The organism is Photobacterium sanguinicancri, assembly GCF_024346675.1.
In the GTDB taxonomy this organism is placed as follows: Bacteria; Pseudomonadota; Gammaproteobacteria; order Enterobacterales; family Vibrionaceae; genus Photobacterium; species Photobacterium sanguinicancri.
Map to the genome: position 1 here is coordinate 237,308 of NZ_AP024851.1, position 19,951 is coordinate 257,258.

Genomic DNA, 19,951 nt, shown 5'->3' on the forward strand with positions numbered 1-19,951 from the left:
AATAAAGATACTTGAATCCATTTTTTAATAATCAACAAGTAGCACAGTTAGGCTGTTTTTTATTTGCGAGTATATTGCCCTCAAAATTACAAAAAAGGTGTTAGTATGCAGTGGTTTAATAACCTTTCTTTTCGCTTCAAAGTAGCAGCACCCACAACGTTAGTGACAATTGTTTTTCTCGCAATTTTAACGGTTATTTTTGTGGTCTTTGCCGATCAGCGCAATGCTGAAACGCTGATGAATGATGAAGTAGAGCCTGTCCTTGTACAATTGGATGAAGGTTATCGCGATATGTATCAGGTTATCGCTGCTGGGCAAGGTGTTTTGCTAGCAGGTGGTGATCAAGCATTACTTAAATATAATCAGGAAGAATATTACGATAATGCACGTAAAGCGTTACCGCGCTTAACGTCGGCTCAACGTTTGATTGATATTCAGTTCATAGATTACTCCCACCAAGCTCTCTTAGACCAAATGAAGGGGAGTTTTGCTGAGTTTAATCAACATTATCGCTTTATGGTTGATAACCCAGAAATCGCTCATACTTACTTTGTTGAAAATCAAACGGCGATAGTTGCATCGTTTGATAAATGGCGTAGTGAGTTCAAATCTATTTATGAAGCAATAGAAGTCGCGCAAGCAGAGCTTAGAAAACTGATAGATGATGAAGTTACTATTGCGACATTAGTGCTGGAAGTTGGCGTCGTTATTGCGGTTTTGCTTTCTATTTTTATTACTTGGACTGTTACGAATGCCGTGTTAGCACCATTGCGTCGTCTAACCGCTACAATGAACGATATTGCATCGGGCGAAGGTGATTTGACTCAACGTGTAGCGGTGGAAAGTAAAGATGAAATTGGCGAATTAGCCTCTGCATTCAATCAGTTTACATCAAAAATTCAGCATACGATTCGTGATGTCACAAGTATTGTGCAATCGGTTCGTGAAGAAAGTCATAACATTCATAAAGAGAGTGAAGCAATTCTAGTTGCTGTTACTGAGCAACAAAATGAAAGTGCACAAGTTGCTACAGCTGTACACGAGATGAGTGCAACCAGCGACAGTGTGAGCTCTCACGCTAATGAAGCTGCAGAAGCGACCCGTGTTGCTAATAATGAATCAGAAGCCGCAAAAGAAACATTAGGTTTTACAGTGAGCTCTATTCACCAGCTTGCGAATGAAATCGAATCTTCCAGTGCTGTGGTGAGTAATTTAGAGCGAGATGTAGGCAATATTGCTTCTATTCTTGATGTCATTCGCGGTATTGCCGATCAAACAAACTTATTGGCATTGAATGCGGCTATTGAAGCGGCACGTGCTGGTGAGCAAGGCCGTGGCTTTGCGGTAGTTGCCGATGAGGTACGTTCACTTGCAAGTAAAACACAATCTAGCACGGGAGAAATCCAAGTGATGATTGAGCGCTTGCAGCAAGGTGCTAATGAAGCTGTATCCGCAATGGAATTAAGTCGAGAAAGTGGTACTCGTACTGTAGACCAAGCGAATAGTGCCAATGAATCACTGAATGCAATTGGTCAATCGATTGAAGTCATTAATGAGATGAACTTGCAAATTGCTACAGCGGCAACTCAACAGAGCCAAGTGAGTGAAGATGTAAATCAGAATATTCAAGCCATCGCAGATAAAAGTCAGGCAATGTTGGATAAAGTCCAATCAACAGAGCAGTCATTTGAGCAATTAGCGAATGAATGTGAGCAACTTGATAGACTAATTCATCAATTTAAAGTTTAAATAATTTAGACTTTTAATCCATAAAGGCTGGTTGGTTATTAATAACTGCCAGCTTTTTTGTTTTTTATTGGCTAGATATTCAATTAATCAGAAGTTATTTATTGTTTTGAGTGATTAAGTAAAAATCCCTTTCATATCATTGGCAGCGCAATGTTATCATTATGCCGCCATGTAATAGAAGCCATATACATACTGGACAGAAAAGGCGATTAGACAGTGCTAACATCGAAGTTATTGAAAGGGATCCCTCATAATCATGATGATATTCATGCTTTATTGACCGACGATTCAGGTGGTTTTATTCAAGCTATTTTGGATTGTATGCCTATGCCTGTATTTTATCGTTGTAAAAAAGGTATTTATCTTGGCTGTAATCATGCGTTTTCTGAAGTTATAGGTTTGCCTAAAACAGAAATTATTGGCAATAACTTGTTCCATGTTTTCCCCAAAGAGCAGGCTGAAACCTATTTAGAGAATGATGCTCAGTTATTAGATAAACCGGGAAGAAGTGTTTATGAAAGTGAAATGCAGACTTTCGATAAACGTAATTTCTATGTCCGTTTTCATAAAGTCTCTTTTAATGATCGAACGGGTAATGTTGCGGGTTTCTTGGGAATGTTTGAGGATCTCACTGAACAAAAAAAGATGGAGCAAGAGCTACATCGTTTAGCGACGCGTGATCATCTTACCCAAATTTATAACCGTCGTGCGATAGAAACTAAACTAATAAAAGAAATTGTTATCGCGATTAAATATTATCGTACCTTATCCGTAGCCATGTTGGATCTCGATGGCTTTAAAAAATTAAATGATAATCACGGTCATCAATGTGGAGATAGGTTATTACAATGTGTCGCCAATCAATTATTAGGGCAACGGCGTTCCAGTGATTATATCGGTCGCTTTGGTGGTGATGAGTTCATTATTATTATGCCACATACGCTATTAGGTGGTGCACAGGAATATACCTTTAAGTTGCGACGCTATCTGGAAACGCACTGCTTTAAGGCGTTCCCATCGGAAGTGGGTGTCAGTGTGGGTGTTGCGTCACTTAGCCCTGATGACATGGTAGGGAAAAGTGCTTCACAGATACTGGATGAATTAATTGCACAAGCCGATAGTGCGATGTATCGCGATAAAAGATTCGGGCGTACATCCACTCTGGCTAAGGATGCATCAGTTGGCAGCTAATTAAAGTTATAAGGCGAGAGTTTCTTTTACCATAGCAATAAACCAATCATAACGTAGCGGAAGAGGGCGGTGGCGTTTTCTTACCAAATATAATGCTTCGCTGACTTGGTGCTTCAGTGGATAGACGTGGAGTAACTGAGGTTGATGAAAGCTCTCAACAGCAGATTCTGGCAAAACGGTATAGCCTAGCCCCTGCGAAACGGGCACTAATATTTGGCTTAATTGGTTGATATAGCCTGTGATCTTGAGTTGGTTGATGCTCTTAAATGTCTCTGAGAAATTGGGTGTAAGCACTTGTGAGGCATAGTGGGAACCATCAGGATGATGAATAAAACCAAGTTGATTCAGTGTCGCAAAATCTAACCACTGCTTAGCACCATCATTGCTAGTCGCTTTGTTGTCGGTAATAAACTGCGCGGGTAAAATAAGGCTAAGGGATGACTGACCAATCTCTTCAAAAAACAAGTCACTATTCGAGTCTATTCGCGTCACAATCCCCACATCTAAATCATCGCTAAGAATATTTTTTATTGTTGATTGGTTAGGTCCAGCTTCAACATGAAAAGATAGCTGATTATATTCCTGTTGACGTTGTAGTAAGAGCGGGTAAAGCTGCATTGCTAATGAGCCGGAGCAGCCTATTTTAGACATGCCGCAATAAACATCGTCTGCGGATAAGCTTGCTAGAAACTGGCTCTCTTGCGTTTGTTGCTGCTGGCCAAATTCATACATTTTCTGGCCCGCTTCTGTTAGCTCGAACCGTTTACCAAAACGAATGAGTAATTCATTCCCCAATTGCTCCTCTAACTTCTTGATGTGCTGGCTGACCCCTGGTTGAGTCATATACAACTTTTCTGCGGTTTGGGTGAAATGGCCAGTATTGACTAGGGTGATGAAGGTGTTTACCCATGTTGGATTGATCATTTGTCACACCATAACAGTAAGTTATTATTTAAAAGGAGTTTGATAATTATATATAGTAACTTGTTAATCGAGAAGAGTAGCGTGTTTTCTCTATTGTCAGGTACGCCATTCTGTTAAATTAGTGAGATAGCACACTCTCCCCGTCGAATTATGTAGAGAACCCGCATGGATTTTTTTGAACGCATTAAGTCTTATCTGAACCCGACAGCCGATCCCGATCTGACCGCAGCGTTTGATCACCAAACAGCACGCTTACCAACCCTTTGGTTGCTAGGCAAAACAGGTGCAGGAAAATCTTCGCTTGTTCATGCAATAACACAGCAGTCAGAGATTGAAATTGGTAATGGTTTTCAGCCCTGCACGCAAACCGCCAGTAGTTATGATTTTCCAACGGATAAGCCGCTAGTACGTTTTTTGGATACACGCGGGCTCGCTGAAGCTGAGTATGATGCACATGCTGATATTCAAGCGTGTGAGGATAGGGCAAATGCGTTAATTGTGGTGATGAAGGCTGAGGAACCCGAGCAAAGCAGTGTCTTGAAAGCATTAAAGCAAATTAAAAAGTCAAAGTCGCTCAAGCAAATTTTATTGGTACACACGGGTACATGCTTGATTGGTGACTTAACTGAACGCAATCAGTGCGTGGCGCATAACCAGCAACAGGTTGAGGTTATTTGGGGGACAGAGGTTAACACCGTTGAAGTTGATTTTGAATGTGAAGATGGCAGCCAAGTCGGTGTTGATCTATTGCGTGAGAAGTTGGCAGAACTGCTACCTATTGTGGCGCAGATTGGTGAAGATGCCGAGCATGAAAGCCAAGAAGAAGCGAATTTTGCCAAGCTGCGAACGGAGATCCTTTGGTATGCAGGCGTGGCTGGTGGCAGTGATGCTGTCCCTGCTGTCGGCTTGGTGTCTGTCCCTGTTATTCAAGGAAAAATGATCCATAGTTTAGCCAATCAATATGGTGTCGAATGGGATAAAAATGCCATGGGGGAGTTTATGGCAACCTTAGGCACCAGCTTTGGGGTGCAATATGCTTCTAAGCTAGGGATTCGACAGTTAGTGAAGCTGATCCCTGTGTATGGCCAAACTATAGGCAGTGCGACTGCTGCAGTCGTGAGCTTTTGTACCACGTTTGCGATAGGACGTGTGGCTTGCTATTACCTCTACCGTCAGAGTAAAGGCGAGTCGGTATCAGAAGAAGAATTGAAAGCCATGTACAAATCGGCGTTTGAAAGCATTAAAGAGGTAGCGAAAAGTGAAACGAACAGCCAATAGTGTGAAAGCCGTTTCGTCAATGTCGGCAGGGGTCATTCCCTTATTGCTTGCAGGTATCATACTGCCACTGTGTATTTTGGGCGGTTTTGGTCTGTACGCCATTGTTGAGCTTGGTTATCTCATTCCATTTCTTTTGTTATTAGCAGTGAGTGCTCTGCTGGTGGCATTGCCTGTTTTCTGGTTGAAACGACAAATTAAAGCAGACAGTGAGAATCAAGCCCACGCAGAAGATGGCGAAGGTTTAGTGCGTCCATCAGATGACTGGGGCGCGGGCGATCAGAAAGTGTGGACTGAGCTTAACGATGATATTACCCAGCAACTGGCGACAGACGCTGAATGGGGATCACTACGTGAGCACGCACTGACTTTAGTCACATTAACGGCAACACGATACCGCGGAAAACAACAAAAAGAGTTGGCTTTTTCTTTGCCTGAATTGCTGAAAATGACCGAAGAAGTGAGCCGTCGTTATCGCATTATTTTGAAGCAACATGTCCCGTTTATAGAAAAAATCAGCCTGTCTTTGATTAAAAAAGGGTTAGATAACAAAGAAAAAGCGAAAGCAGGATTAGGGTCGGCCAATTGGTTGTGGAACAGCTATCGCGTTGTGCGCATGGCTAACCCTTATACGGCTATCATGTCTGAATTTCGCAGTAAAATTCTGGGTGAAGTCTTTAATCAAGTGAGTAGTGAACTGCAATACAAACTGAAAAAAGCCTTACTGCAAGAGGTGCTATCGGTCGCAATCGATCTTTATAGCGGTCGATTCAAGGGTGATGACGATGAGTTAGCCATCAGTGCATCTCATGCGGCAGACCAACAAGCGATGGCCGCACCGCTTGAGCCTTTACGGGTGTGTTTAGTGGGGCAGGTCAGCGCGGGTAAATCTTCCTTGGTGAATACACTAACCGGTGAGTTAGTCGCTGAAGTGAATGCCTTGCCCTCTACCGATAAAGTCACAGTGCATCAGTGCCAAGTAGAAGGTTTAGATACCTTGCACTTGATTGATTTACCTGGATTAGACGGGGATACAACCACAGAAGCTTTATTGCTTGATCAACTGTCACAGGCTGATTTAGTGCTGTGGGTATTGAAAGCCAATCAGTCTGCGCGTGATCTCGATACTCAGTTTAAAGCACGACTGGATGCGTATTATCAATTACCAGAGAACCAAAGTCGCAAACGCGCCCCTATTATTGGGGTGTTAAACCAAGTCGACCGTTTATCGCCAGTATCAGAATGGCAACCGCCTTATGATTTGACCAGTCCCACATCGCGCAAGGGTCAAACCATTAAAGCGGCGGTTGATTACAACCAAACGATGTTGCAGTTCCTGTCGGTATTACCTGTTTGTATCAGTGATTCAAAGCCTCACTATAATATGCGCGAACTCGAAGCCTTGATCGACCAATATTATGCTGAAGGGGCGCAGGCGCAGTTAAATCGTCGCCGTTTAGAAGCCAATGGTGATATTAAGGTGAGTGAGCAGTTTAAGCGGGTCTATCAATCGGGTAAGTCACTGTTTAAATTAATGCGTAGATAATCGCTTACTGTTGTTTTAGCCCCTAGACCTAGACCTAGACCTAGACCTAGACCTTGCACTATCACGGTATTGTGATAGTGCAACCTGTGTTGATTAGGCTTTGGCATTGATTGCATCGCGAGTAAAGCCACGGTGCTGGGTGAGCAGTTGACTGGCTTGCTCGGCATTGCTGTTAGTCAGTATCATCACAATGGCTGTTTTGCAGTGACCTTCGCAAGCGTTAAGCGCAATCTCGGCCTGTTCACGTGTGCAGTCTGTGGCTTCAATCACAATGCGCTTTTGGCGCTCAACTAATTTGGCATTAGTCGCTTCCACATCTACCATCAGGTTGCCGTAAACCTTGCCAGTGCGGATCATTGCGCCCGTAGTAAGCATATTCAGTACTAACTTTTGTGCTGTTCCCGCTTTCATGCGTGACGATCCCGTCACGACTTCAGGCCCAACAACGGGGGTTATACTCACATCAGCCAATTCCGTCATAGGGCTATGCGGGTTACAGCTGATACAAGCCGTTGTTGCGCCAATTTCTTTGGCATATGTCATAGCACCCAGTACATACGGCGTGCGCCCACTTGCCGCTATCCCGACCAATACGTCCTTATCGGTGAAGTTTAACGCTGTTAAATCACCCTTACCGAGTTCTTGGTTATCTTCGGCATTTTCAACGGCGCGAAGGATCGCTGTGTGCCCACCCGCAATAAGACCAACCACCTGTTCTGCTTTGGTGCCAAACGTAGGTGGACACTCACTTGCATCTAAAATACCAAGGCGGCCAGAGGTCCCTGCACCTGTATAGATCAAGCGCCCACCTCGCTGAAAAGCCGCTGCAATCGCATCAACAACTTGGGCTATTTCAGGTAAGGTTTGCTCAACAGCAATGGCGACTTTTTTATCTTCGTTGTTGATAACGCTCAGCATATCAAGTGTTGATAAAGTATCGATATCTTGGCTGGCAGGGTTGCGACTTTCAGTCACCATGCGGGTTAAATCTATCTTCACGGTAGCCACTCTTAATGATTTTTTATAAGCATATCACGGTTCGAGCGAATGGAAGGTTAACGACATGTCATGCATCACAGGAATGTCAGTGAACAGACTGAAATCACGAGTTTTTCTATAGTCGATGCGAGCTTCCTGATAGTATGAAAAAACACCTGTTTGACACCATACTTCGTGTGCTGGCATCGAAGAAGGCTTTAATCAAAGTGCCTATTGTTATTGATGCAGTCGTGAAGAGAAGGACATTACTATGCGCAAGTTAATGCCAGCTTTGTTGCTCATTTCTTTTTTGTTTGCCAGCACTGTATGGGCACAAAGTGCCGTTGATATCGTGACAAAATCTGATCGACAGATGAGGGGGGATTCAAGTTATTCCGAAATGACGATGAAGATCATTCGCCCTGATTGGACTCGCAGTATGAGCATGAAAAGTTGGACTAAAGGCCAAGATTTATCCTTGGTATTGGTAACGGCTCCCGCAAAAGATAAAGGCAGTGCCTCGCTGAAACGTCAGCGTGAAATGTGGAACTGGTTACCAAGTATTGAGCGTGTGATCAAAATTGCTCCCTCAATGTTAGGGCAGTCTTGGATGGGATCAGATTTCACCAATGATGATTTGATTAACCAGTCTTCTATCGTGGTCGATTACGATCACCAGATGGTAAAAGAAGATACTGTCGATGGCGTTAAAGCCTGGGTGATCGATGCTGTGGCGAAACCTGATGCGCCAGTGGTGTGGAGTAAAGTGCGTTTATGGATTTCTCAATCCACTTACTTACAACGCAAAGTTGAGTTTTATGACGAGTTTGATGAGTTGGTTAATACCATGGCGACTTTTGATGTCAAAACACTGGGTGATCGTCGAATCGCGACCCGTATGGAAATGGTGCCTGCCGATAAGCCGGGTAATAAAACCGAGATGATCACCCACCAAGCTCAGTTTAATTTTGCCATTAAAGATGACTTTTTCTCCCAAAGCCAAATGAAGGCATTACGCGATTAGTCTTGCTTTTTTAGAATGCGTGAATGAGGCCGTGGCAATGAGATTTCAGGGACAGTACAGCAGAGGGTCGCGATGTTAGTTAAACTTGCTTGGCGTAATTTATGGCGACAAAAGCGGCGTACTGTGCTGACGGCTTCGGCCTTAGCGCTCGCGTTATTTTTGTCGTTAATTATGCGTGGATTTCAAGAAGGCAGTTACGCCAATAATATTGATAATGCAGCGCGATTCTATACTGGGTTGATCCAATTACAAAACAGCGACTATGTTGAAAGCCAAAGCATTGATGATTTGCTGCCAGCATCAGACGAATTTATCCAACCGGCTAAGCAACACGCTAATATTAGTCAGATTTTACCGCGGATCGAGTCCTTTGCGTTATCTGCATCAGGCGATAAATCCAAAGGCGTGATGGTACTTGGGGTACTACCCGAGCAAGAGGACACTTATTCGGGTATTGCCAGTAAATTAAGCCAAGGTGAATTTCTCACTCAAGCCGATGATCAAGTGCTGATTGGTGAAGGATTAGCACGTTATTACAATATTACCGTCGGTGATGAAATCGTCCTGTATGGGCAAGGTTACCAAGGACAAACCGCTGCAGGCTTGTACCGTATTAAAGGCATTTTACATTTCCCCGTTACGCAACTCGATAACCAACTAGTGTACATGCCATTGGCACAAGCACAGGCGCTATACAGCACTGGTGAGCAGGTTACATCCTGGGTGTTACACACCAAAGAATTAGCTGGGTTGACTCAAACAGAACAAGAACTGCAACAAGCTTATGATGTGATGGCATCGCAAGCCTCTGGCGGTCGATCTCTGGACGTTGTTGTTCGGGATTGGCAAGATTTATCGCCTGAAATGGCGCAACAGATCTTGCTTGATCGCGCGGGTGGCTTGTTCTTAATGTACATCTTATACGGTGTGGTTGGTTTTGGCTTATTTGCGACGCTTATGATGATGACATTAGAGCGTCAGCGCGAATTTGGGGTGATGTTAGCAACGGGCATGCTACGCAGCCGACTTTTGCAACTTATCAGCATTGAATCACTCTTTATCGGCTTACTCGGTATTGCGCTTGGTGTTCTTGCAGCGTTACCCATTTTACTGTGGTTTAGTGCTTTCCCTATCGAGCTAACAGGTGAGACAGGTAAAATCATGCTGGAAATGGGGTATGAGCCCATCATTCCCGTGCTGATCAATAGCGCGTTGTTTTTCGATCAAATTCAAATCGTGCTGATTTTGTTAGCGCTGTGTTTGCTGTATCCAATGTGGCGAACGTACCGACTTTGCTTGGTTGATGCATTAAAAGGAGGCGCTCATGGTCATTGATATCTGGTTGGTTAAGCTGGCGTGGCGCAATTTATGGCGTAACAAACTCCGCACTAGCATCATGATAGGTGCGATGGTGTTTGGCTTAATGGGGGTCGCTAGCATGATGGGCTTCATGACGGCGCTACTCGATAATATGATCACCAATGCGATTGCATGGCAAACCAGCCATCTACAAATACACAATACTCAGTATATTCAAAATCCAGATATTCAAGCCACGATAGTTGACGCAGAAAATATTGAAGTGTCTCTTGATGAAAGCTCAGCAGTACAAGCATGGTCGGGGCGCTTATTGGCGGATGGCATGATTGCATCCGCGCGCAGTACGCGTGGTGTTAGGATCAACGGTATTGACATTATTTCAGAAGCCAAACTGACTCCAATAGCGTCGCACATAGTTGATGGAGAATGGTTACCTGAAGAAGGGCGCCACCCTGTGCTGGTCTCTGTCAAAACGGCAGAGCGTTTAAAATTACGGGTGGGCTCGAAAGTGGTACTGACATTCACCGATGGCAATGGAGAAGTGACAGGCGCTGCGTTTCGCGTCAAGGGCTTATTCAAAACCCCATCAACTAGCTTTGATGATGGTAACGTCTATGTCCGAAAAGTCGATTTAGCGACACTGAGCGGCATTAAAGGCATCCATGAAATTGCGATTAAGCTGAGTGATGATGAACAATTGTCGTCTGTGCGTAAGCAGTTATCGGCAACGATGTCAGTGAAAAACACCGTGCGAGACTGGCAGCAAATACAGCCGATGTTGGCATCTGTCATGGCATCATTTGGGGTCAGTAACTTCATCATGCTAATGATTTTTGTGGTGGCTATGGGCTTTGGTATCGTCAATATCATGTTGATGTCTGTGTTTGAGCGTACCCGTGAATTTGGTGTATTGATGGCTGTTGGCATGGCGAAATCAAAAATATTTATTTTGATCATGTTCGAATCGGTATTACTTGGCATCGCGGGGGTGGTGCTGGGCGTGTGCGCAAGTATGTTACTGATGCTTACTTTACAAACAACGGGCTTGCCGTTAGGCGGATTAGCTGAAGGGTTAGGTGCATTTGGTGTCGATACTGTGTTGTACCCCACCTTGAGTGCACAAGATTATCAATTAATGGTGGTCACTGTGGTGATTACCAGTTTATTCGCGGCGATTTATCCTGCCCGACAAATATTGAAGCAGCGTCCAGTTGATGCAATGGCGGAGAAGCACTGATCATGACAATTCAGACTCAGCAACTTTGTAAAATTTATAATCAGGACACTGATTACCCCGTTCATGCCGTGCACCAGCTTGATTTGACCATAGCCCAAGGTGAATTTGTTGCTGTGATGGGGCCATCAGGATCGGGTAAAACCACCTTATTGAATATGCTCGGTGGGATAGATACACCCAGTTCAGGCACTGTGGATATTGATGGCTGCAATATTTGCGATTTAGATGAAAAAGCCTTGATTGCTTTTCGGCGGGATCACATTGGGTTTATCTTCCAAGATTACAGTTTGTTACCTGTTTTAACGGCACTCGAAAATGTTGAATTTGTGATGCAGTTGCAAGGACATAGTGAACAAGAGTGCCGTCAACGTGCAACGGAGTTATTGACCCAAGTAGGGTTAGCTGACCAGCTCCATAAGGTGCCATCTAAACTGTCAGGCGGGCAGCAACAGCGTGTTGCGGTTGCCCGTGCATTAGCGCCGCGTCCGCGTTTTGTGATGGCTGATGAGCCAACAGCTAACCTCGATGCCAAGAGCACCGCTGAGCTGCTTGATATTATGCTGCACTTGAATGAACAAGAAGGCACGACCTTTATTTTCTCGACCCATGATCCTCGTGTTATCAAGCGTGCGCGTCGTGTAATTGTGTTTGAAGATGGCCAGTTGAAAGAAGACAAGTTGCAACAGGAAAATGCGCAAGAGGACGTGGCCTAGTGAAAACTCAGGGACTATTAGCCACTGTTGCTATGATGGCATTGCCTGCTGTTGGGCAAATACCGGGCTTAGCCCCAGAAAAAAATTGGGATTTAGGCGGTTATGTGAAATACATGGCCACAGCGACAATCCCCGATGAATCATCAAATAGTCTCGATCATTTAATTCACCACCGACTCAATTATGAATACCGCTTTGACGATGAGCTACGTTTTAATCTTGGTATGCGTAATCGCTTATTGTTTGGTGATTCCGCTGAGCTAGCAGGGTATGGTGACTTGATTGGTTACGATCCTGGTTATATGGATCTCTCGAAAAACTGGTTAGATAAAACGGGTGTTGTCGGTAATAGTCAGTTTGACCGTTTATATATTGATTGGCGTCGAAATGATTGGCAACTTCGCGGTGGTCGCTTTCGTATAAATTGGGGAATGGCGACCTTATGGAACCCCAACGACTTATTTAATTCTTACTCTATTTATGATTTTGACTACGAAGAAAGACCTGGTTCTGATGCGTTTTTCGTCAGTAAAAAACTCGGCTATGCCAGTTCGATCGACCTTGTTTACAGCCCAAATAATGATAGCGAATTAACGAGTTATGCGGGGCGCTACTTGTTTAACTATCAAGGTTGGGATGCCCAACTGCTGGTGGGTAAATCGGGTTTAGATCAGGTAATAGGGACTGGTTTTGCTGGCGACATCAAAGGCGCAGGTTTACGCGGTGAACTGAGTTGGTTTAATCCTACCCAAGATGAATGGCAAGGTGCTCAGGTTGCATCTGCGGTTGTCGGGAGCCTTGAACTTGATTACAGCTTTGGTGGGCAACGAAACTGGATGGGCCGTACTGCCATGCTCTATATTTCAAATCCCCAAGCCCCAACTAGCGCGATTGCTTTCTTAAATTTACCGCTTACTGCACGTACGCTTAGTTTTACTGAATTCACATGGTATGGCGATGTCAGTTTTGATATATCTCCCCTGAGTCGCGTCACGTTTTCTACTACGTATTATCAAGATGGCTCTTATTTTATTGGCGCATCGAATAGTTATTCTTTGGCAGATGATTGGCAATTGATGACAGTATTGCAACGCTTTGATGGCACAGGGAATAGCTTATTTGGTAAAGCGGCCAGCACCTTATTATTTGCCCAGTTAAAGTGGAGTTATTAGCTTTAAAATTTTCATTGTTAAATTCGGACAGGGTAGGGAATAACCTTATTGTCTCGTTATAAACGTAAAAAAGCCCGAGCAGGAAAAAATTCTGCTCGGGCTTTATGGATATTTTCAAATGTAAACGTTAGGCAGTTGCGAGTTCGATAGGCTTTGTTTCGGCGCGTTTTCTTTGTGCCATCGCTACGCCACTTAATACCATTAAACCACCAACGTAATGATAGATAGCCAGTTGTTCACCAAGGGCGATACTGGCAATGACTGCTGTCATCATTGGCATTAGGTTCATGAACATCGCCGTACTATCTGCGCCTAAACGCTGAATACCTTGTAACCAGCACCAAGGTGCGATCACGGAAGCTGGAATGGCTGCGTACATGATCAGTGGCAGTGCTTCTGGTGTAATGGTCATACGTTCACTGGTAAGTAGCATCGGCGTTAGCATAATAACGGCTAGAACCCCTTGGCTATATACCGACTGCCAGTTAGACAGTGGTAGATCCCAGCGTTTGAGTAAGACACAGTAGAGCGCATAAACAAATGCCGCGATCAGTACTAACATGTCACCTTTATTAATGCCTTGCGCTAATAATTGATTTAAGTCGCCATGGCTCAGCATTAACACTAATCCCGCCAGTGATAAAATGGCGCCAACGATGGCCAGTGGCGTTAAACGCTTATTTAGCAAAGGTACACTAATGAACATACTGATCAGCGGTACTAACGATACTATCAGCGCCATATTGGTGGCTGTCGTTGTCTCTGCAGCGAAGTAACCTAATGACTGATTCAATACCATACCAAGAAAGGCGAGAAAGGCAATTTTAGGTAAGTATGGTTTAATTGTGTTGCGTGCTTTCCATACGGATTTAGCCATGAAAGGCGTTAATACCAACATTGCAAAGAACCAGCGATAAAATGAAATGGCACCAGGATCGATCACACTGAAAGCCATTTTATTTACGATGGCATTCCCTGCCCAAATCGAAACGGTAATTAAAGGGAATAAATAGAGCATTGTTTGCCTTTATTAGAAAATAGAGAGAAGCAGGACGCTTGATAATAGTATTGTGTCACGTCAGCTAAGGTATACATATCTCTAATCGGACATCGTAAGGGCATAGTCAGACATTTAAGGGTTTTATATTAATCAAGCCTAAAAATGGTCACTGTTTCATGGATTGTTTGATTTTTATCTTATTGATAAATAATAATTATATTTCTATTGATGATTTTATTTCTTATTCTTTCTTAAAAGGAAAGGGTGTCAGCACTGTGAGGACAATCACGCTCAATTTCGTGCATTTAGAAATCTTACGCTATAATGTGGTCAGACCAGAATGTTGAAAAAGGAGTTTTCAATGCGCAAGAATCTAAAAATTTACCAACGGTTAAGTAAAGTCCCATTTGGTCATCGAATTTTCTCGTGGGTTGTTTGTAGAATGGCACCGTATTTTGGGTCAATTAGACCTATAGTGACAGAACTAAAACCAGGTTATGCCCGTGTTGAAATTAATAAGCGTCGCCGAGTGACAAATCACTTGAATACGGTGCATGCGATAGCCATGTGTAATATGGCTGAATTAGCGGGAGGTTTAATGACGGATGTTTCGATTGCAGGTAACAGCCGTTGGATCCCAACCGGTATGACGGTTAAATATGTTAAAAAGGCCAAAACCGACTTAACGGCGATAGCCAATGGCGAGAATATTGATTGGCATAGTGGCGGCGATAAATTGGTCCCTATTGAGGTAACAGACACGGAAGGGAATACCGTTTTTACTGCAGAAATAACCATGAATGTACGTACAGCGTAGCTACTCTGCAATAAGAGAGTATTGCGCCTGTGTTGTAATATGTTTACCTTAGCTGTGTCGGCTTTAACCCACCTCACAGCTTTGGTGAACATGAGTAAAATTTACCAGCCTCTTTTTGATGATCAAAATCCACCCGGAGAGATTTTTTTTGGTCATGAAGTCTTTCTTCCGAATACATCAACATTAAAGCATCAGCATTCTTGGGGGCAGTTACAGCTAATCAGCGGCGGTATTCTGGAGCTGAATGCAGAAGGAAAGCGTTTTTTATCTCCGTCACAGTATGCTGTCTGGGTTCCCGCAGGGGTGCAACACGAGAGCTTTATGCGTCGTAGCATGAATTATTGCTCAATGAACATTATTCATCCCCTTGCGGATGCGCTACCCCAGTACGCTTGTTTGCTTGAAGTCAATCCAATCATGGAAGCCATTATTAATGATCTAAAAAATCGACGGGTCACAGTAGCTGAAACAGAATCTGATCGACGTTTAGTGAATGTATTGTTTGATCAGGTCAAAATAGCGAACGAACATGATCAATTTTTACCAATGTCGGATGACAAGCTACTTAAACCGATTTTAGTAGAATTAGAGCGTAACCCCATAAGTACTGTCACACTGGCGGAGTGGGCTAAAAAACGACATACAACCGAACGAACATTAGCGCGTCATTGCCAAGATAAGCTGGGAATGAGTTTTACAGAGTGGCGACAGCGACGTAAGTTTGTGTATGCATTGCACTTGCTGCGAAAAGGCATGTCGGTAAAAGAAGCTGCATTGACCCTTGGCTACCACCAAGCATCGCCGTTTATTACTCTGTTTAAGCGTCACGCAAATTGCACGCCAGAGCAATACCGACAACGGCTTGGCTTGGCGCTATTAGAACGAAGGTAATATACGTGAGCGAAATGTGCCGACTTAGCGAATAAGTTGCGACGTATTCGAACGATATACTTTTATTATGACAATGCCCCCAATTACCCCTAAAACATTGGCGATAAAGTCAGCGATGGAGGCAATACGCCCCGTACTGGATGCTTGTAAAATCTCAAGTATTCCGCCGTATATCACAATAGCGATACACAATATGTATGCCCATCGTTTACTTTTTGTTGAAAAATACGCGAGTAGAGTGAATAAGCTATAAGCGGCAAAGTGCTCAACTTTGTCATGATAGATAAAAGTGAGGTGCAGCAGCTCTACCTGCGTTAAAGACAGTAGACAAATGAGCGCACCGTATCCAATAAATATGAGTTTACGCATTGGCTGATTTTTCATGCTATTGCTGCTTTCACCTGAGAATGAGTGAATGCTTAGATCTCAAGGCTAAAGTCAGCATATGGTTCGTTGTTTAAGCGTAGCGAGCCTGAGGTGTCTCATTTTGTGGGATTGAGACAAGAGGTGTTCGTAAAATCGTATGTGAAGGAGCAGCATGATGCTAAAATATGTGAACTTTGCACACTGAGAAACCTGAGGAAAACATGCATAACCTGACACTTTTATCGCCAGCAGAGAAAAACCGCATAGAGTTAGATAAACAAGCCGCATATATTGTGTGGCAGTTAAAGAATGCGAAGGCGGGTTATGAAGCGATCACAACGCAAGCAGAAAGCATTGCAGATGATGACGAACGCGATTTCTTTAATCATGCTATTACGAAATATAAAATAAAAATGGGCGTGCGCTAATTAACATTAATGGCTGTAAGTAGACGTGTTAACTATTTAAAAATGAAGTTAGAATGTAGTAAAGTGTTAGCAAATATAACGCGATAGAAATAGCGACTATTTAATATGTATATTTTGGTCAAATAAGTTAATTAAACCTGTCATTCATCATGTTTTCATACAAAACATACCGTAAAATATGTTTATGCTGAATAAGTACAAAGGATATTAATGACACTTTCTATTGAATGGTTCAACCAATCTGAAGCTCGGCATGCGCGCTGGGATAATGCAGGACTATCTCTTTGCGATGTTGAGCAAGCTTTGCAGCATTATGGTTCGGATGATTTTCCGATTGCTTTAGAAATGGCGGAGTATTTGTTTGGTTGTTGGAGCGCTCGGCGTATAGCAATGTTACCTATTAACACGCGTGATACCTTGTTTGATATTTGGGATAAACACCTAACCAAAACGTTATAAGCCGCAATCATTGCGGCTTTATTTAGATAGCATAGCTGAAGATAGAGGCTTAACGTAATGGCTTTTCCACATATTCATAACGCTCACCTGCTTGCTTGTAAAAGACATTATCGATAATGGCATAAGATGCACCAGCAATGATGGCAAACGTTGCTATTTCCGGTAACGATGAACGGTGATAGTGCTGCTGACGTGGCGGTTGCTGCACAACAATGACCTGACTTGAATGGTGATGTTTGTGCTTGTGCTTATGTTTGTGCTTTTTTTGTTTAATCACGATGACATCGTGATGGTGATCTTTTTTAGCCCATACTATCGTTGGTGATAAAAAAGAAATAACTAATAGATATGAAATGAAATGTTTCATAAATGTTTACTCACTCACTATTGATAAGAATAATAGTACATTCCAAAGTGAAAACTATTGTCAGGCTCCTGTCAGTGGCGTGTCATAAAATCCCCACCGTAAAGAATACGAACAATAATATGATTACGCCCTAACGTTGATATGCAAGGCGCCCCTTACGTTAGATATTGGTGCTGAGTAATATTTGATTAATGTTAAATTGTTTATTGGATTTAGAATGAAAAATAGGCTGATTTAACTAAGAGTGGCTCATGATTACTGGTTTATAGATATTAAAAATGGCGTACAAATGAAGTGCCAATCCTTTTTGGATGGTTCCGTGGCGTGATTTTGTGCACTTACTTCATGAAGGTGTCATTCTGTCATTTGTTGGTTGACTCTGTTTGCTAACAGTCGGAAGATGATTACTTACTCAATTGATATAGTAATCGAATGTATTCCCACAGGTCATCACCCTTCATGTATGCAGTCCGAATTGGTATATTGTCGCTAATTATTGCTACTGGGTGCATAGTATCTGTTCAAGCGAAGCCCAGCGATTTTATTTATACCCCCTCAGTTATTCAACACGACAGTCGCTTAATGTCTGCTTATATCCAATCGTTACGCGATCCTGAGCGAGCGTATGGTTTTATCAAGCAGTTTATTGCCTCTAAATCGGGCAAGCCCATGACAGGTTGGGAGCGTGTCTACTATGTACTGACGATGTCGCGTCTAGAGGCTTACACTCTCACTGAGGAAAAGCCATTAGATGTTATTGGTGAACTCGAGGAGTTAGCTAAAACACTGGATCAGCCTTGGATAGAAGGTGAAGCTTTGCTACATCGGGCTATATTGGCCAAAGAAACAGGGGAGTATGAAAATGGGTTACGCTATTTGGATGAAGTACTGTTAATTGCTAAACAAACTGGGTTTAAGAATCTCACTGCTCGTGCATTAAAATGGCAGGCTAATATTTGGTATTACCAATCTAAATACGATCTGGTTTTGTCTAATTATCTGAAGGCTTTGTCATATTTTGAAGAACAGCAGGATTATGCTCAAGTAGTCTTAGTCTTGTCGAATATCGGTAATATGTATACAGATCTCGATCAGTGGGCTTTAGCGAAAAAATACAATGAAAAGGCATTTGAAGTCTTTAATCACAATCATATAAAAAATGATTATACAGCAACCTTGCTCTATATCCATGCAGGGCTGGTGGCGAATTATTTTAACCTTGAAAATGAAGAAGCCGGTTATATCCGTAAAGCTATCAAGCATGCATCAAAAACAGGCTCTAGTTACATTCAGCTAGTCACGCTGACCAACTATACATCCGTGTTACTTGATGAGAATAAACTTGAAGCATCGCTGAAAATGTCGAAAGAATGCTTGCAACTCGCTGATAACATTAAAGATAGGGTAGGTCGAGCGTTTTGTTATGAATCAAAATCGTTAGCGTATCTTGAGCTCAAGGAACTTAATGAGGCGATCAGTACAGCGTTAGTCGCTCTCGATATTTATAAAGAGTATGGTAGCAATTCTCAGGTGATTAGGTTGTACAAATTGTTGTCTGATATTTATAGTAAAAACGGTAACTATAAAGTGTCATTAGAGTATTTCCAGCGTTATGTAAATGAAAAAGAAAGTCACTATTTACGTGCAAAGCGAGAAGAGATTCGTTCACTTCAAACACAGTATATTACTCAGAAAAAAGAGCATCAAATTGCTTTGCTAAAGGCTGATAGTGAGTTGAAATCAGCTCAGATAACGTCTCAACATTCACGAGAAATTATTTTATTGCTAAGCATATTATTAGGTGCCGCGGTATTGGGGTTACTATATCGCCGCAATAACCACTTATCTAAAGATAATGTTGAATTGGCACAATCAAATGTGTCGTTAACTGAACAGTCGTTCCAAGATCCTTTAACGGGTATGTACAATCGCCGTTATATTCAGCAATGGATCACAGGGGAAATTAAGGGCGAGATGCCTAGAGTTAGTAAGTATATTGTTGCTTTGCTCGATATCGATTATTTCAAGCAAATAAATGATATCCATGGTCATGATATTGGTGATCGTGTGTTACAAGAAATATCATCTCGGCTTCAACATAGCTGCCGTACTCATGACAAAGTTGCCCGCTGGGGAGGCGAAGAGTTTGTCGCTATTTTCTCCGTGAGTGATAGCTCAAATACCTACGAATTATTAGATCGTATTCGCCGTGCGGTATTACTAGAAAATGTCAGTATTGAAGGTCGGAAGCTTGAAGTAACAGTATCGATTGGAGGGGTTGAAGTGGAATCGAGAGATCTACTTGCTTCACATTGGCAAGAGTATTTAGCGAAGGCAGATAATGCTTTATATCAAGTGAAGTCGAATGGCCGTAACGGCGTTGGTATTGAACTTAATTAACCCTTAGTCAGGTGCTTTCTGAGCGGCAGATAGTGGAATGATTATTGCGGCTAATCCGTAATAGTAAAAGAGAGGCCTTAGCCTCTCTTTTTGA

19 protein-coding genes are annotated in these 19,951 nt (G+C 42.8%); 14 read left to right on the top strand and 5 right to left on the bottom strand.

Annotated features, from left to right (window positions below; genetic code table 11):
• The first annotated feature begins 105 nt into the window (after nt 1-105).
• Nucleotides 106-1,749 (top strand): methyl-accepting chemotaxis protein, encoded by a 1,644-nt coding sequence (locus OCU87_RS18040; RefSeq protein ID WP_261859002.1) that lies wholly within the window; start codon nt 106-108, stop codon nt 1,747-1,749.
• 216 nt (nt 1,750-1,965) lie between these two features.
• A complete protein-coding gene (locus tag OCU87_RS18045) occupies nt 1,966-2,940 on the top strand; it encodes a GGDEF domain-containing protein (RefSeq protein ID WP_062689482.1) in 975 nt (324 codons plus the stop codon).
• Between the two features lie 6 nt (nt 2,941-2,946).
• Here OCU87_RS18045 and OCU87_RS18050 read toward each other — a convergent pair whose 3' ends face one another.
• The gene (locus OCU87_RS18050) at nt 2,947-3,864 is read right to left on the bottom strand and encodes a LysR family transcriptional regulator (RefSeq protein ID WP_062689484.1); all 918 of its coding nucleotides are present in this window, start codon (nt 3,862-3,864) and stop codon (nt 2,947-2,949) included.
• 165 nt (nt 3,865-4,029) lie between these two features.
• On the opposite strand from OCU87_RS18050, the gene OCU87_RS18055 reads away from it, so the two are divergent.
• Together OCU87_RS18055 and OCU87_RS18060 are read left to right on the top strand one after the other, a co-directional pair.
• A complete protein-coding gene (locus OCU87_RS18055; protein ID WP_062689486.1) occupies nt 4,030-5,142 on the top strand; it encodes a YcjF family protein in 1,113 nt (370 codons plus the stop codon).
• A complete protein-coding gene (locus tag OCU87_RS18060) occupies nt 5,123-6,685 on the top strand; it encodes a GTPase family protein (protein WP_261859003.1) in 1,563 nt (520 codons plus the stop codon). Before OCU87_RS18055 ends, OCU87_RS18060 begins: the two co-directional genes overlap by 20 nt.
• Nucleotides 6,686-6,778: 93 nt before the next feature.
• Here OCU87_RS18060 and murQ read toward each other — a convergent pair whose 3' ends face one another.
• Nucleotides 6,779-7,684 (bottom strand): N-acetylmuramic acid 6-phosphate etherase, encoded by a 906-nt coding sequence (gene murQ, locus OCU87_RS18065; protein WP_206422899.1) that lies wholly within the window; start codon nt 7,682-7,684, stop codon nt 6,779-6,781.
• A 250-nt stretch (nt 7,685-7,934) separates the two neighbouring features.
• On the opposite strand from murQ, the gene OCU87_RS18070 reads away from it, so the two are divergent.
• The 5 genes from OCU87_RS18070 (at nt 7,935) to OCU87_RS18090 (ending at nt 13,129) form a co-directional block, all read left to right on the top strand.
• The gene (locus tag OCU87_RS18070) at nt 7,935-8,687 is read left to right on the top strand and encodes an outer membrane lipoprotein-sorting protein (protein WP_261859004.1); all 753 of its coding nucleotides are present in this window, start codon (nt 7,935-7,937) and stop codon (nt 8,685-8,687) included.
• A gap of 72 nt (nt 8,688-8,759) precedes the next feature.
• Nucleotides 8,760-10,022: an ABC transporter permease gene (locus OCU87_RS18075; protein WP_261859005.1), complete on the top strand. Its 1,263-nt coding sequence runs from the start codon at nt 8,760-8,762 to the stop codon at nt 10,020-10,022.
• Complete coding sequence (locus OCU87_RS18080) at nt 10,012-11,244, top strand: ABC transporter permease (protein WP_062689493.1); 1,233 nt, start codon at nt 10,012-10,014, stop codon at nt 11,242-11,244. Before OCU87_RS18075 ends, OCU87_RS18080 begins: the two co-directional genes overlap by 11 nt.
• Before the next feature lie 2 nt (nt 11,245-11,246).
• Nucleotides 11,247-11,957 (top strand): ABC transporter ATP-binding protein, encoded by a 711-nt coding sequence (locus tag OCU87_RS18085; RefSeq protein WP_062689494.1) that lies wholly within the window; start codon nt 11,247-11,249, stop codon nt 11,955-11,957.
• A 32-nt stretch (nt 11,958-11,989) separates the two neighbouring features.
• Entirely contained in the window at nt 11,990-13,129 is a 1,140-nt protein-coding gene (locus tag OCU87_RS18090; RefSeq protein WP_261859373.1) for a hypothetical protein, read from the top strand.
• A gap of 127 nt (nt 13,130-13,256) precedes the next feature.
• On the opposite strand, the gene OCU87_RS18095 is transcribed toward OCU87_RS18090, so the two are convergent.
• Nucleotides 13,257-14,147 (bottom strand): DMT family transporter, encoded by an 891-nt coding sequence (locus OCU87_RS18095; protein WP_261859006.1) that lies wholly within the window; start codon nt 14,145-14,147, stop codon nt 13,257-13,259.
• Nucleotides 14,148-14,490: 343 nt separating this feature from the next.
• Between OCU87_RS18095 and OCU87_RS18100 the strand changes: the two genes are divergently transcribed.
• Together OCU87_RS18100 and OCU87_RS18105 are read left to right on the top strand one after the other, a co-directional pair.
• Nucleotides 14,491-14,946 carry a hotdog fold domain-containing protein gene (locus OCU87_RS18100; RefSeq protein ID WP_062689497.1) on the top strand — a complete coding sequence of 152 codons (456 nt, stop codon included), beginning with the start codon at nt 14,491-14,493 and terminating at the stop codon, nt 14,944-14,946.
• Nucleotides 14,947-15,036: 90 nt separating this feature from the next.
• Nucleotides 15,037-15,837, top strand: coding sequence for an AraC family transcriptional regulator (locus tag OCU87_RS18105; protein WP_094958104.1), 801 nt, complete (start codon nt 15,037-15,039; stop codon nt 15,835-15,837).
• Between the two features lie 24 nt (nt 15,838-15,861).
• Here the strand turns inward: OCU87_RS18105 and OCU87_RS18110 are convergent, their stop codons facing one another.
• Nucleotides 15,862-16,221, bottom strand: a complete 360-nt coding sequence (locus OCU87_RS18110) for a VanZ family protein (protein ID WP_062689499.1) — start codon at nt 16,219-16,221, stop codon at nt 15,862-15,864.
• Nucleotides 16,222-16,424: 203 nt separating this feature from the next.
• Here OCU87_RS18110 and OCU87_RS18115 point away from each other — a divergent pair, with 203 nt between their 5' ends.
• Together OCU87_RS18115 and OCU87_RS18120 are read left to right on the top strand one after the other, a co-directional pair.
• Complete coding sequence (locus tag OCU87_RS18115) at nt 16,425-16,631, top strand: DUF3283 family protein (RefSeq protein WP_062689519.1); 207 nt, start codon at nt 16,425-16,427, stop codon at nt 16,629-16,631.
• A gap of 210 nt (nt 16,632-16,841) precedes the next feature.
• Complete coding sequence (locus tag OCU87_RS18120; protein WP_062689501.1) at nt 16,842-17,090, top strand: hypothetical protein; 249 nt, start codon at nt 16,842-16,844, stop codon at nt 17,088-17,090.
• Between the two features lie 49 nt (nt 17,091-17,139).
• Here OCU87_RS18120 and OCU87_RS18125 read toward each other — a convergent pair whose 3' ends face one another.
• A complete protein-coding gene (locus OCU87_RS18125; RefSeq protein WP_261859007.1) occupies nt 17,140-17,457 on the bottom strand; it encodes a hypothetical protein in 318 nt (105 codons plus the stop codon).
• 582 nt (nt 17,458-18,039) lie between these two features.
• Here OCU87_RS18125 and OCU87_RS18130 point away from each other — a divergent pair.
• Complete coding sequence (locus tag OCU87_RS18130) at nt 18,040-19,857, top strand: GGDEF domain-containing protein (RefSeq protein WP_261859008.1); 1,818 nt, start codon at nt 18,040-18,042, stop codon at nt 19,855-19,857.
• Nucleotides 19,858-19,951: the final 94 nt, after the last annotated feature.

Coding starts and splice junctions, on each gene's coding strand:
- OCU87_RS18040 (WP_261859002.1), top strand. CDS start 106: ATGCAGTGGTTTAATAACCTTTCTTTTCGCTTCAAAGTAGCAGCACCC.
- OCU87_RS18050 (WP_062689484.1), bottom strand. CDS start 3,864: ATGATCAATCCAACATGGGTAAACACCTTCATCACCCTAGTCAATACT.
- OCU87_RS18055 (WP_062689486.1), top strand. CDS start 4,030: ATGGATTTTTTTGAACGCATTAAGTCTTATCTGAACCCGACAGCCGAT.
- OCU87_RS18070 (WP_261859004.1), top strand. CDS start 7,935: ATGCGCAAGTTAATGCCAGCTTTGTTGCTCATTTCTTTTTTGTTTGCC.
- OCU87_RS18075 (WP_261859005.1), top strand. CDS start 8,760: ATGTTAGTTAAACTTGCTTGGCGTAATTTATGGCGACAAAAGCGGCGT.
- OCU87_RS18080 (WP_062689493.1), top strand. CDS start 10,012: ATGGTCATTGATATCTGGTTGGTTAAGCTGGCGTGGCGCAATTTATGG.
- OCU87_RS18085 (WP_062689494.1), top strand. CDS start 11,247: ATGACAATTCAGACTCAGCAACTTTGTAAAATTTATAATCAGGACACT.
- OCU87_RS18090 (WP_261859373.1), top strand. CDS start 11,990: ATGATGGCATTGCCTGCTGTTGGGCAAATACCGGGCTTAGCCCCAGAA.
- OCU87_RS18095 (WP_261859006.1), bottom strand. CDS start 14,147: ATGCTCTATTTATTCCCTTTAATTACCGTTTCGATTTGGGCAGGGAAT.
- OCU87_RS18100 (WP_062689497.1), top strand. CDS start 14,491: ATGCGCAAGAATCTAAAAATTTACCAACGGTTAAGTAAAGTCCCATTT.
- OCU87_RS18105 (WP_094958104.1), top strand. CDS start 15,037: ATGAGTAAAATTTACCAGCCTCTTTTTGATGATCAAAATCCACCCGGA.
- OCU87_RS18110 (WP_062689499.1), bottom strand. CDS start 16,221: ATGAAAAATCAGCCAATGCGTAAACTCATATTTATTGGATACGGTGCG.
- OCU87_RS18115 (WP_062689519.1), top strand. CDS start 16,425: ATGCATAACCTGACACTTTTATCGCCAGCAGAGAAAAACCGCATAGAG.
- OCU87_RS18120 (WP_062689501.1), top strand. CDS start 16,842: ATGACACTTTCTATTGAATGGTTCAACCAATCTGAAGCTCGGCATGCG.
- OCU87_RS18125 (WP_261859007.1), bottom strand. CDS start 17,457: ATGAAACATTTCATTTCATATCTATTAGTTATTTCTTTTTTATCACCA.
- OCU87_RS18130 (WP_261859008.1), top strand. CDS start 18,040: ATGTCTGCTTATATCCAATCGTTACGCGATCCTGAGCGAGCGTATGGT.